Origin of the sequence: Funiculus sociatus GB2-C1 (assembly GCF_039962115.1) — a bacterium.
In the GTDB taxonomy this organism is placed as follows: domain Bacteria; phylum Cyanobacteriota; class Cyanobacteriia; order Cyanobacteriales; family FACHB-T130; genus Funiculus; species Funiculus sociatus.
Genome location: NZ_JAMPKJ010000113.1, coordinates 1 through 11050, shown reverse-complemented (window position 1 = coordinate 11050; position 11050 = coordinate 1). Strand labels below are relative to the sequence as shown.

Below are 11050 nucleotides of genomic sequence, written 5' to 3'. Positions count from 1 at the left end.
TTGTCATGAATAGATGGCTGTTGTGTGGTAACTCTAGCCTCTCATGTCCCTCTACCCTTTTTCACAAATTCCCCGCGGCTATTGGCTTTCACCTACTTCTGTCAGGCAGTCAGGAGCAAATCGCATTGAACTAGACCAACTAACGGCTGCGTTAGGCTTCGCGCTTTGATTTCTGAAACTCTAAAACCTTGGAATATAAACTCGCCACTGATTCTTGTGCAAAAAGCTCATCCTTCAGTTTCAAGTAATCCCCTCTCCCCAGATTGCACGCTGCCCAGAACCGAGCAACCTTAGATGGCTCCATGTTGGATAAAAGGATATGTAGTCCTTCTTGTAAAACTTGTTGCTCACTCTTGACTTGAATCATCGCTGCTTGTCTCCAACACGAAATTGACTGGATTCATCACTTTTATTGCCAACCCTGAACACCGATTGATGAGCCGCTTGTCGCAGGTGATGACATAGGCGCTGCCGACTGCCTCAGCACACGCAATATGCAAGGCATCAATTGCCTTGAGTCCATTCTGTTCTAATTGCTCGGCTCTCTGCCGGATTTCTTCATTCACCTCTTGTTTAAATCCAGCTATCTGAAGATAACGGCTCATGGCTTCCTGCTTGATGGGATAAGGATTGCGGCTATTCTCATACTCCAGCACTGAAGAACTAATCAACTCGATCATTTTTGTCTCAACCATTTGTAGAATTATCACAACAGCTTGCGATTCAAGAAAAATCTTGGGCTGGGTTTGGTCGTCGAATGGGCGGTTATAGGCACTGGTATCTAAATATATTTTTGTCATGCGATCGCTTCAAGCAAGCTTAGTCCATTGTCTGTTGCTGATTGCTCAACCCAAATGCTAGTTATCCCAATCAACTATGCGGAAAATTTCCGCATAATACCCTGTACAGATGCAACCCAAGCCAAGAATAGTCACTCTGCACAGAGGTTTCGAGATAGTAGTTAGGCTATCAGGAGCGATCGCTTATCCTATCAGCCAGCAGCCAGGGAATAACTGCTGTGAGTGAAGACGCTTTCGAGTGCTTGGGTTGAATGAAGCGATCGCGCCACGAACAGCAGGAGTGTCAGAGGTCGTGGCGCACATTCATCAAGTAGAATTCGCATCTACGGTCAGCAGATAAAGTTAAGAGCTTGGCAATCGTCTGCTCAGAGCATTGCGAATTAAAATTATCAGAATTCCTAAACCTGTAAACACTAAGGCCAAAATGTGACTTTCACGAGAGGCAAAGGCAATCAGAACTAAGTTCGAGATTAGCGCTAAAGCTGGAATCACAGAAGGAACCTGAAACCCGGTAGTTCGGGGTTCTTGCCTTTTAATGACCAGCAGTGAGAGGTTGACAAGAGAGAACATTGCCAGAATCAAGGTTGCGGTTGTTCCAGCTAGGAATTGAAGTGTACCTGAAAGGGCGAGAAAAATCACGAGCGGCAGAATGACAACCAGCGTTCGATAGGGAGTTGCTCGGCGTGGATGTAATTTTCCTAACCAAGCTGGAAGCAGCCCTTCGCGGGACATTCCGTAAAGCAGCCGCGATGCTGTGACAAAATTCAGCAAAGCAGTATTTAGAACGGCGAACAAGGCGATGAGTGAAAAGACGACTGCTGGAAAATTTGGCTGCGATCGCAGAACGACATCGAGAAGAGGAGCGTTTGAGGGAGCAAGCGCCGCTGGACTGATTACCTGAACGGCAAGCCAGGAGACGAGAACATAAACGACACCGGCAATTCCTAGGGAAAGCAGAATCGCTCTCGGAACATTGCGCTGGGGATTTTTTACTTCCTCGGACACATTGACAATATCCTCAAACCCAATGAATGCGTAGAAGGCGAGTGCCGCGCCCTGAACGACCGCTATCCAACCGACGGCTGGCGCGTTGGGGAGGGGACTGGGAATAGGATTCGCCGCGCCTGCTGGGTTTCCGATGAGAAAAAGGGTTGCCACGACGATGACAATCACAAGACCCGAAACTTCAAGAGCCGTGCAAAAAATATTCAGGGCTGAGGACTCTTGCATTCCCCTAAAATTAACAAATGCAAGACCTGCAAATAGCGCCAGGATAATCAACCAAGATGGAATCGCTGGAGCAAAAGCGTTGAGATAGCCTGCAAACGCTTTTGAGAGCGTCGCCATCGAAACTAGGCAGGTACAAAACATCAACCAGCCTACCAAGATTGAGAGCCAATCCTTGCGAAACGCTCTGTGGATGAAACTGGCGACTCCTCCGCTATGCGGAATTCGGTTGCCAAGTTCCGCATAGCTTAAAGCGGTGAGTGCCGCAACAATCATGGATGTCAGGAAAGAAGCCCAAACCAAAGAGCCGGAAAGTCCGGCAATTTTTCCGATCACTGCATAGATTCCGGCACCGAGAATATCACCAACCCCGTAAATCACCAGCGTCGGCAATCCAAACACTCGCTTGAGTGAATCCGCTTCTGCATTCGGTTCCATAGAATTTCTCTTGTCCTTCTACTTGCCCAATCTTGTAATCTTTATGCTCGTCAGTATAGGGGCTAGAAGTGCGATCGGCAGCAAGAATTGAGAAAGCGATCGCCCAGTCTATCGAGCAACGCTGGCTTCTTTTCTATGTCAACTGGCTGTCTCAACAGCATCATGAATTGTTGGGGTGTCAATAACGTCCAAACGCAAGACAGCGATGCGATCTAATCTATGCTAAGCCTGGGACTTGTTCGGGCGATCGCGCTTTTGCCACAAGATTCCAACTTTGCTGCGCGAAAAGTTGGGCGGCTGCCTTCCCAATTCCACTAGATGCACCCGTAATCAAAACTGTTTTGCTCATGGGTTGGTTCATTTGAATTTCGCGTACTGAAGGCAACAAAAGTGCGATCGCTATACGTTTTCTATCTCCTTGCCTTCGAGTTATTTCGTTATCGCTCTAAGCCTCAGTTTGCTAGCGATATGATAAAGGCGGCGTACAATTTTCTTGCCCCAGAAACAGCTTGTAGGCGGGATTCTTGCTTTCATCCCAATAGCGATAGCCAAGGGTATCGAGAAATGCCTGCCACTCTTGCATTTCGTGGGGAGGTACTTGCATCCCTACAACAATTCGCCCGTAGTCTGCGCCGTTGTTGCGGTAGTGGAACATACTAATATTCCAGTTGGGACTCATAGAACCGACGAACTTCATTAATGCGCCGGGACGTTCGGGAAACTCGAAGCGATAAAGCAATTCATCGCAAGCTAGAGGAGAACGTCCACCAACCATGTGACGCAAGTGCAATTTGGTCAGTTCGTCATCGGTTAAGTCAAGGGTTTTGAACCCGCAAGCTTCAAAACTTTCTGCCATCTTTGCAGCATCGGCACGGTTTTGAATTTGCACGCCAACAAAAATATGGGCTTCTTTTTCATCGGCAATGCGATAGCTAAATTCGGTAAGATTCCGTCTGCCAAGACATTCGCAAAACTTGCGGAGACTACCGGGTTCTTCGGGAATTGTAACGGCATAAATGGCTTCGCGGCGTTCGCCAAACTCTGCTCGTTCTGCGACAAAGCGGAGACGATCGAAGTTCATGTTAGCACCGCAGGCAACAGCAACTAAGGTTTTTCCTTCAATTTGCTCCCGTTCGACGTAGGCTTTAGCGCCTGCGATCGCTAATGCACCCGCTGGTTCTAAAATCGATCGCGTATCCTCAAATACGTCTTTAATTGCAGCACAAGTGTCATCCGTATCCACCAAAATGATTTCATCGACATACTCTTGACACAGCCGGAAGGTTTCTTCCCCCACTTCCCGCACTGCAACCCCATCGGCAAATAAACCTACATTCGACAAGCGCACCCGTTTCCCTGCTTTCAGGGATTGAGACATAGCATCGGCATCGACGGGTTCAACGCCAATAATCTTAATATCGGGACGCAACCGTTTTACATACGCCGCAATCCCAGAAATCAATCCGCCGCCGCCAATCGCCACAAAAATAGCATGAATGGGTTGCTGACATTGCCGCAGAATTTCCATCCCAATTGTCCCCTGTCCGGCAATTACGTGCGGGTCATCAAAGGGGTGAATAAAGGTTAAGCCTTTTTCCGCTTCCAGTTGACGAGCAAAAGCATAGGCATCGTCGTAAGTGTCTCCATGCAAAACCACCTCTCCCCCTCGCGCTTTGACGGCATCCACCTTCACTTGAGGCGTAGTGACAGGCATAACGATAATCGCTTGCGTTCCCAACTGACGCGCAGCCAGGGCAACTCCTTGGGCATGGTTCCCGGCGGATGCGGCAATTACACCCTGCGCCAGCATATCCGGCGACAGGTGCGCCATCTTGTTGTAAGCACCCCGCAGCTTGAAGGAAAACACTGATTGCATATCCTCCCGCTTCAGCAGGAGTTTGTTATTCAGTCGTGCGGAGAGGTTTGGGGCGTATTCTAGGGGCGTTTCTTGGGCGACATCGTAGACACGAGCCGTCAGGATTTGTACCAGGTAGTCGCAGAGCATGGGATGAAGGGGGTGGCAGATGGCGGATGGAAGACAATTTTACTTCACTGGCGATCCTGTGGTGTCGAAGTGGGGATGCGATCGCCTGCTCATTGGTATAGCCAGCAGGGAAAGCCGTCTTACATTAATCTGCTTATTGCTGAGTTAGTCTGGATATTAGGGTATAAAGCTATATGGCAGCGTGCTGAAAAACTTGGAGTAGTCGATGTGATAGTTGGAGCAGACACTAGAAAACTACCCTCTTACGATCAACCACCCGTCACTGAAGTGGCTTGCAGCGTGTTGTTTAACTCAATTGAGGGATTGCTTTCTCCTCATATTGGACTGCTGTGGCAAAGATTTCAGCCGGAATACCCATTTTGTGATGATATCGCTCCGATAGCTCCCAGAATAGAAGTCTTTGGTGAACCAAATACTGAGCCTATGGTGGAACTTACTAACATTCCACCACTGCCGAGAGTTTGGCTTATCAGTAATGATGGGACAAGAATTATCCAATTTCAGCGAGATCGATTTGTCCACAACTGGAGAAAGACTAGCTCAGAGAGTGAGTATCCAAGATATGGAAGTCTTATCAAAGGCTTTCAAGAGCATCTGTCAAACTTTGATGCTTTCTTGGCAGAGGCTGAGCTAACACAGGTTCAGCCACTTCAGTATGAGCTAACTTACGTTAATCAAATTCCACAAGGGGATGCTTGGTCAACCCTTGAGGATATTGGCAAAGTTTTTCCTGATTTTGCTTGGAAAGCAAATCCTCAGAGATTCCTTTCCCATCCTCAAAGTATTAGCTGGGCTACTGTTTTCGAGTTGCCTGATGAAATTGGGAGATTACACGCATCAGTCAAGTACGCAATTCTCAATAATCACCCAAGTCTTTTATTCGAGCTTACTGTTCGGGGAATAGGAAGCTATACTTCGCGGGAGGCATTGCAGAATTGGTTTGATATAGGGCATGAATGGATTGTGTGTGCATTTGCTGACTTAACAGACGAGGAGATTCAAACAAAAATTTGGAAGCGGAAGGGATAAGGCTATGACTGCAATTGTTTCCCAATTTGAAGAACTGGAGCGAAATCAAGGAGAGTTAGTGACAACTTCAACGACTCTCATTAACCGAAAAGGAAGAAAATTTCCTGGTCGTCCTATTGTAGTAGTTAGCCCTGTGCATTCGATGGCGCAAACTTCGGTTAAGTACCTTAGCACTGGAGCTAAAAGCTATTATCTTCCTCAACGTCTTCAAAGATTGGTAAGTATGTCTTTAACGCCTTGCCCATACCAACTTAGAACCATTGAAGAACCCGAAGAGTTCGATGCTGATGATATAGCTGTATACACATTAGCACGACCTATTTCTGGACAAAATATTGGTTTCGTTCAAGCTTCAGCAAGAGTAAGTCGTGGCAAATTTTTAACCCCTTCAACACAGTTCTTATCGAAAAATCTTCCACGCTCACAAAATCAAGTTCAAGATGTTGAGCTGTACGAAGAAAAACCTTTTTGGGGAGATGTTTTTACTGTATCGTACAAGCCCCAAGTTCTATTCTCAAAGGATATTGAAGTTAAAGTAAATGATCTACCAGATTGGAAGCCTCACATTGTGATTGACAGCTATTTCTTTGAAGATGATGATGAATGACCCCTGGTATGAAGTAGTGGATGCAAATACCAAGCTAACCCAAGGGGATATTATTCTAAGCTGTCCTGTGGTTGTTTGGGATTCCAATCCTATTCCACTAGGAGATAATCAAGAAACTGAAACTTTGAAATCAGCAGTTAAAGCAATTAAAGCTGATGTCTTGGTGATGACCCAAGCTTGCGATCTTGAAAACAACAAAGTAAAGAATGTCATCCTCTGCCCGCATTTATCACTAGAAGAATATAAGAAACACTGGGAGGAGACCATGCAGAAAAACGGTCAATCAACAAATTCAAAAGCATGGGGCAAGTTTTGTGATGGCATTAAAAATGGTTATATCTGGAACCTTGCGATGTTAAATGAGGGAAGTATAGAAGAACTAAATCTGACTCATCGTGTGGTTGACTTTCAGGACGTATACACTATACCCCGTACTTTTCTTGAGTCTCTGTTGCAGAGAAGAGGACAACCCAGACTTCGTTTACGCCCTCCGTATCGTGAGCATTTGTCACAAGCTTTTGCTAGGTTCTTCATGCGAGTCGGTCTTCCTATGGGAGTAACAAAGGTTTGGTAGAGTGATCGCTCATCGCCATAGCTTGGGTTGACCAAGGAAATCCAACATCTTTAAGTTGGTCTTTGTAATCTAGCTCTCAAGCTATCGCGAGGTAGATTTGAAGTTAGTCAAAAAAACAATTTCGAGCTAACAATGCTAAGAACATTCAGGGCTTGGTTGAAAGGAAGCCGTCTAGAGTGGATCGATGAGATACCTGAATTTGGGAATCGACTTATCCAAGTCCACGTTACACTTCTGGAGAACGAACCCGATTTAGAGGCAAAGTCACGCGGTCGTAAAATGGCTGAGATATTAGAAAAACTTAGTGCTTGTCAAGCACTAAACGATGTCGAGCCAGTTGCTTGGCAGCGAGAAAGCCGTCAGGATCGTTCACTTCCAGGACGACTGTTTTAGATTCGCGCAATAAGGCAGCAGCTATAGATTTAAATTAGGATGAGGGGCAGGAGGATTTGTTATGCCAACCACCATCCAAGAAATTTATACCCAGGTTATTCGCACTTTGTCACCAACAGAGCGGTTACGCTTGGCAACACTGATTCTCAATGATCTGGTACAGCACAATGCTGATGTTGTTGATCAAAGTGATACATGGACAGAGCAAGATCAACTTGATCTAGTTGCCTTTTCCTTGCAACATGCTGCAACAGGCGACCCCGATAGCGAGGAGTTAGCTGAGTGACCTTTAATCCAGGTGATGTGGTCACCGTTGATTTTCCTGGTGTCACAGGTGTTAAACGTCGTCCTGCTGTCGTGTTGTCCTCGGCAACCTATCATGCAAATCGCCCTGATGTAATAGTCGGGCTGATTACGACTCAGACAACTGGGTTAGGTGTAACCGATTACGTGCTTCAGGATTGGCAAGCAGCAGGTTTAAGGGTTGCGTCTGTTTTTCGGAGTTTCATTGTAACCTTGCCTCCCTCTGCCAACTTGGTTTGCATTGGGCAGTTATCAGAACGTGATTGGCAAGGCGTTCGAGATTGTGTCAAGGTGGCTCTTGCAGAATTAGACAATTCAGAACCCTAGTGCCAGTCTCGCCACTCGCAGGGAGTGTGAAGATTATGAGCAAAACACTTTTTGATCAACCTTCAAACTCTGAAGATGAGCTTTTGCCAGAGTACCAGTTTGATTATAAAAAAGCCAAGCCTAACCGTTTTGCAAGTCCCAGTGGAAAGCCAAAGCTAACAGTCGTTGTTTTGGATGAGGATGTTGCCCAGGTTTTCTCAACAGCAGACTCAGTAAACAAGGTGCTTCGGGCGCTTATTGAAGCGATGCCTCAAGCAAGTAGTAGTGAGACAATCTAACTGTAGCGAGCGATCGCGCACATTAATTTTTGCTGAATGTATATAGCAGTGCGATCGCCTTTTGTACCCTACGCGATCACTTTTCATGAGTGAACAATTCTGAGAATCTCTCAACCGCCCATTTCATTGTGTAGTAAAGGCTATAGGCGATACATCTCAGATATGTGGCAAATTGGACGCGATGAGTTTTAACCAAGACTGAACCATCTTTACCCTTGCCTGGTCTAAGGTAATACAACATTCGGATCCGTTGTTGCTGCACACTAACAACTTGGAATTTCCATTTTATGAAGATGAAATCTTTGTTCTTCTTGCCAGGAGCGATCGCGTTGATGCTTGCTGCTTCCCCAATGATTCCCGCTTTCACCAACGTTGCTTTTGCTGGCCCTGGTCGCGCTGGTGGCGCAGGAATGAAGTACAACCAGCTGAATTTGACTGATGCTCAAAAAGCACAAATGCAGCAAATTAAAGAGTCTACGCGGCAGCAAATGGATGCTATTTTTACCCCGGCGCAAAAAGAACAAATGCGCCTTGCTAAAGAACAACGCCAAAGACCTAATCTGAACCTAACTGAAGACCAAAAATCAAGACTCCAAGCGGTTCGCCAGAGTACCAAGAGCCAGATGGAAGCACTGCTGACTGCTAACCAAAAACAACAACTTGAGCAATTACGTCAAGAATGGCGCCAACGCCGTCAACAAACACAGTCCTAACGGAGGCGTTGCTATTGCTTTGTAAGAAAAAGTAGCTCGAAAAGAGTTTACCAAACAAGTAAAAGCATCAAGGGGGTATGGAAATAATCACTTCCCATGCCCCCTTGTTTTATCAAAAATAGAGCGACTTTCAATTTAAGCTAAAGCTTTAGCTTGGATTGACGCAAGAAACCCAACTTTTCATCATTCGCTACCAAAACTTTTGGGCTATTTCATTCTAAATTGGCAGGATGTATGCTGTAATAGCTTGCCGAAAAATAGAGCGGATAAATTCCCATTACCAAAGCAGCAATTTTATAAGCGTTTGCTGAGTTATCAGCCTCCTGTCGGGAGCATCTCACTTTTGTAAAATATAAAATAACCCGACGACTGTAAGCACTTCGCCTTCTTGAGGGTAGTCGCCTTAAGCAAACGAAGCCTGCGCGTTGGCCGGCTTTGTTTATGGAGCATCGACGCTTCTAGCTTGCGGGTGTATATTTGCAAAAGCTAAGATGCTCCCTCGTCTTCTAACTGAACTAATGGCTTAAAACTTGGAATTGCTCAGAATTGATGCGGCCAGATTGATACAAAGTTTCGGCAATTTCCGAAATTGTTAGCACCGCATGACCCTGATAGCCATTTTCCCGCAGCCTGTCTTTTACGCCCTTTTCATGGTCTATCAAAACCACAATATCTTCTACATTTAATCCAGCGTCTTTTAACTTTTCCGCCCCTTGCATTACACTTTTGCCGGTTATGAGAATATCATCCACCACCACAATTTTTTCTCCAGGCTGAAAATGCCCTTCTATTACTCGTTTAGTACCGTGGGATTTCACTTCCTTACGTGGGAAAATCATCGGACGATCTAAACGTAGCGCTAACCCCGTAGCAGTTGGCAATGAACCATAAGGGATTCCGGCAATTCTGTCAAAGTGCAAGTTTTTAAGAATTTCCGAGTAGGCACTTAAAATTTGATGAAAAATTTGCGGTTGGGAGATAATTTTGCGGAGGTCGATGTAGTAGGGAAAAATAGCTCCAGACGCTTGCACATGATCGCCAAACACAATACAGCCAATATCGTAAAGTTGCAAAATCGTGTCTCGGTGGGGAGAAGGCTGTAAGAAGCAGACATCCGGAAGCCACAGGTCACAGGTGGGGCTTTCTTGTACAATTTTCAGACGCTGGTTATTCACCGTGTCGCGTAAGGATTGGACGGCTTCGGCTGGATGTTCGGCGGTTAATAAATTTGGGGGAACTGGAAGGAGTAACCCGTCTCCATAGGCGTTTAAGCCAGCCGCTAAAATTTGCTCTAAGTTTTGGTCTTCTGACCACCCTTGCACTAAGATGAGACGTTCTGGCGCAGTGGTGCGGATGCGACCTAAAATTTCCGGTATGGCCCCGCTTACTTCTAGCCCCAGTTGTTCTGGCGTTCCCCAGTTTTTGGTTTCTTTCACCAGATGCAGATAAAAAGGTCGCCCGATGCTTGGATATTCTTGCAAGACGGCGGCTGAGGGATTGCCAGTGTAGCACTCGACAAAGACTGCTTTGCCTGGATAAACCAAAAAAGGTGCCGCCATGTCGAGTCCAGCGTAAGGTGACAACGTACAAGCATCAACCTGCCATTTTTCAAATACAGTTTCGGCAAATACTGTGCTGGTGTTGATGTCGCTGTGTTTCGCGTCTAAAATTACCGGGATGTCACCGGGGATGGCTGCCAAGGTTTGCTGGAGTAGTTCTAAGCCTGGGATGCCAAGCGCCTGATAAAAGCCAAGAGTCAATTTATATGCACAGACATAATTGGCGGTTTCATTGATCAGATGTAGCCTGTCGGAGATGTCGCTCAGGGTTTTGTTCTGATTCTCCGCTTCTGGGTCGAGTGTTACGTACAGTAAGCTTTGATTGCGTTCAATTGCTTGAAGTAACTTATCGAAAAAGTTCATAGGTGTTTTTTGTTGTGGGCGATCGCTTCCAGCACAATCAGCTTACCCACTTGACGCTGCCTGTTGTCACTCTTACCACCAACAGCCGCCACTCTGACCAAGATACGGAACTTTACGGCTTTTCGCTCCCACAGGGATAAAAATAAAAATTTTTTACAAACTTCTTTACAAAACTTAAAAGTCACTCTACTATGAGTACATCGACCTAAAACATTCATTCCCGCAATCATTCAAACCATGACCACAACCATCCAACGTCGCGAAAGCGCCAACGTATGGCAGCGCTTCTGCGAATGGGTTACATCGACCGACAACCGCCTGTATGTAGGCTGGTTCGGCGTTCTGATGATCCCCACCCTGCTATCCGCAACCATCTGCTTCATCATCGCCTTCATCGCCGCTCCCCCAGTGGACATCGACGGTATCCGCGAACC

General features: G+C 46.2%; 16 protein-coding genes and 1 pseudogene. 9 read left to right on the top strand and 8 right to left on the bottom strand.

Annotation, left to right across the window (positions count from 1 at the left end; translation table 11 throughout):
• Window positions 1–151: 151 nt before the first annotated feature.
• From NDI42_RS27935 to ilvA, 6 genes are all read right to left on the bottom strand, one after another.
• A complete protein-coding gene (locus tag NDI42_RS27935) occupies window positions 152–367 on the bottom strand; it encodes a hypothetical protein (RefSeq protein ID WP_348231853.1) in 216 nt (71 codons plus the stop codon).
• Window positions 348–800 (bottom strand): PIN domain-containing protein, encoded by a 453-nt coding sequence (locus NDI42_RS27930; protein ID WP_190457100.1) that lies wholly within the window; start codon window positions 798–800, stop codon window positions 348–350. Before NDI42_RS27930 ends, NDI42_RS27935 begins: the two co-directional genes overlap by 20 nt.
• A gap of 191 nt (window positions 801–991) precedes the next feature.
• On the bottom strand, window positions 992–1123 hold the full coding sequence (locus NDI42_RS27925; protein WP_277876860.1) for a hypothetical protein: 132 nt from the start codon (window positions 1121–1123) through the stop codon (window positions 992–994).
• A 19-nt stretch (window positions 1124–1142) separates the two neighbouring features.
• Entirely contained in the window at window positions 1143–2465 is a 1323-nt protein-coding gene (locus tag NDI42_RS27920) for an APC family permease (RefSeq protein ID WP_190457098.1), read from the bottom strand.
• Window positions 2466–2682: 217 nt separating this feature from the next.
• Window positions 2683–2826 carry an SDR family NAD(P)-dependent oxidoreductase gene (locus NDI42_RS27915; RefSeq protein ID WP_199311262.1) on the bottom strand — a complete coding sequence of 48 codons (144 nt, stop codon included), beginning with the start codon at window positions 2824–2826 and terminating at the stop codon, window positions 2683–2685.
• A 99-nt stretch (window positions 2827–2925) separates the two neighbouring features.
• Window positions 2926–4470: a threonine ammonia-lyase, biosynthetic gene (ilvA, locus tag NDI42_RS27910; protein WP_190457096.1), complete on the bottom strand. Its 1545-nt coding sequence runs from the start codon at window positions 4468–4470 to the stop codon at window positions 2926–2928.
• Here ilvA and NDI42_RS27905 point away from each other — a divergent pair.
• The 8 genes from NDI42_RS27905 to NDI42_RS27870 all read left to right on the top strand — a co-directional run bounded on the left by NDI42_RS27905 (window position 4414) and on the right by NDI42_RS27870 (window position 8694).
• Window positions 4414–5499, top strand: a complete 1086-nt coding sequence (locus NDI42_RS27905) for a TIGR04255 family protein (RefSeq protein WP_190457095.1) — start codon at window positions 4414–4416, stop codon at window positions 5497–5499. The genes ilvA and NDI42_RS27905 overlap by 57 nt on opposite strands.
• A 4-nt stretch (window positions 5500–5503) precedes the next feature.
• Window positions 5504–6106: a hypothetical protein gene (locus tag NDI42_RS27900; protein ID WP_190457093.1), complete on the top strand. Its 603-nt coding sequence runs from the start codon at window positions 5504–5506 to the stop codon at window positions 6104–6106.
• Complete coding sequence (locus NDI42_RS27895; protein WP_199311261.1) at window positions 6072–6680, top strand: hypothetical protein; 609 nt, start codon at window positions 6072–6074, stop codon at window positions 6678–6680. The genes NDI42_RS27900 and NDI42_RS27895 overlap by 35 nt, the downstream gene beginning before the upstream one ends.
• Before the next feature lie 132 nt (window positions 6681–6812).
• Complete coding sequence (locus tag NDI42_RS27890) at window positions 6813–7073, top strand: hypothetical protein (protein WP_190457091.1); 261 nt, start codon at window positions 6813–6815, stop codon at window positions 7071–7073.
• A 61-nt stretch (window positions 7074–7134) separates the two neighbouring features.
• On the top strand, window positions 7135–7359 hold the full coding sequence (locus NDI42_RS27885) for a hypothetical protein (protein ID WP_190457089.1): 225 nt from the start codon (window positions 7135–7137) through the stop codon (window positions 7357–7359).
• Complete coding sequence (locus tag NDI42_RS27880; RefSeq protein ID WP_190457087.1) at window positions 7356–7703, top strand: type II toxin-antitoxin system PemK/MazF family toxin; 348 nt, start codon at window positions 7356–7358, stop codon at window positions 7701–7703. The genes NDI42_RS27885 and NDI42_RS27880 overlap by 4 nt, the downstream gene beginning before the upstream one ends.
• Before the next feature lie 35 nt (window positions 7704–7738).
• Window positions 7739–7981: a hypothetical protein gene (locus NDI42_RS27875; protein ID WP_190457085.1), complete on the top strand. Its 243-nt coding sequence runs from the start codon at window positions 7739–7741 to the stop codon at window positions 7979–7981.
• Between the two features lie 287 nt (window positions 7982–8268).
• Window positions 8269–8694 (top strand): Spy/CpxP family protein refolding chaperone, encoded by a 426-nt coding sequence (locus NDI42_RS27870; RefSeq protein WP_190457083.1) that lies wholly within the window; start codon window positions 8269–8271, stop codon window positions 8692–8694.
• 515 nt (window positions 8695–9209) lie between these two features.
• Here the strand turns inward: NDI42_RS27870 and NDI42_RS27865 are convergent.
• Window positions 9210–10616 carry a bifunctional orotidine-5'-phosphate decarboxylase/orotate phosphoribosyltransferase gene (locus NDI42_RS27865; RefSeq protein WP_190457081.1) on the bottom strand — a complete coding sequence of 469 codons (1407 nt, stop codon included), beginning with the start codon at window positions 10614–10616 and terminating at the stop codon, window positions 9210–9212.
• A complete protein-coding gene (locus NDI42_RS27860) occupies window positions 10613–10801 on the bottom strand; it encodes a hypothetical protein (protein WP_348231847.1) in 189 nt (62 codons plus the stop codon). Before NDI42_RS27860 ends, NDI42_RS27865 begins: the two co-directional genes overlap by 4 nt.
• Window positions 10802–10853: 52 nt before the next feature.
• On the opposite strand from NDI42_RS27860, the pseudogene NDI42_RS27855 reads away from it, so the two are divergent.
• Window positions 10854–11050, top strand: a pseudogene (locus NDI42_RS27855) (photosystem II q(b) protein); the annotation flags it as partial.

Coding starts and splice junctions, on each gene's coding strand:
- NDI42_RS27935 (WP_348231853.1), bottom strand. CDS start 367: ATGATTCAAGTCAAGAGTGAGCAACAAGTTTTACAAGAAGGACTACAT.
- NDI42_RS27930 (WP_190457100.1), bottom strand. CDS start 800: ATGACAAAAATATATTTAGATACCAGTGCCTATAACCGCCCATTCGAC.
- NDI42_RS27925 (WP_277876860.1), bottom strand. CDS start 1,123: ATGCGAATTCTACTTGATGAATGTGCGCCACGACCTCTGACACTCCTG.
- NDI42_RS27920 (WP_190457098.1), bottom strand. CDS start 2,465: ATGGAACCGAATGCAGAAGCGGATTCACTCAAGCGAGTGTTTGGATTG.
- NDI42_RS27915 (WP_199311262.1), bottom strand. CDS start 2,826: ATGAACCAACCCATGAGCAAAACAGTTTTGATTACGGGTGCATCTAGT.
- ilvA (WP_190457096.1), bottom strand. CDS start 4,470: ATGCTCTGCGACTACCTGGTACAAATCCTGACGGCTCGTGTCTACGAT.
- NDI42_RS27900 (WP_190457093.1), top strand. CDS start 5,504: ATGACTGCAATTGTTTCCCAATTTGAAGAACTGGAGCGAAATCAAGGA.
- NDI42_RS27890 (WP_190457091.1), top strand. CDS start 6,813: ATGCTAAGAACATTCAGGGCTTGGTTGAAAGGAAGCCGTCTAGAGTGG.
- NDI42_RS27885 (WP_190457089.1), top strand. CDS start 7,135: ATGCCAACCACCATCCAAGAAATTTATACCCAGGTTATTCGCACTTTG.
- NDI42_RS27875 (WP_190457085.1), top strand. CDS start 7,739: ATGAGCAAAACACTTTTTGATCAACCTTCAAACTCTGAAGATGAGCTT.
- NDI42_RS27870 (WP_190457083.1), top strand. CDS start 8,269: ATGAAGATGAAATCTTTGTTCTTCTTGCCAGGAGCGATCGCGTTGATG.
- NDI42_RS27865 (WP_190457081.1), bottom strand. CDS start 10,616: ATGAACTTTTTCGATAAGTTACTTCAAGCAATTGAACGCAATCAAAGC.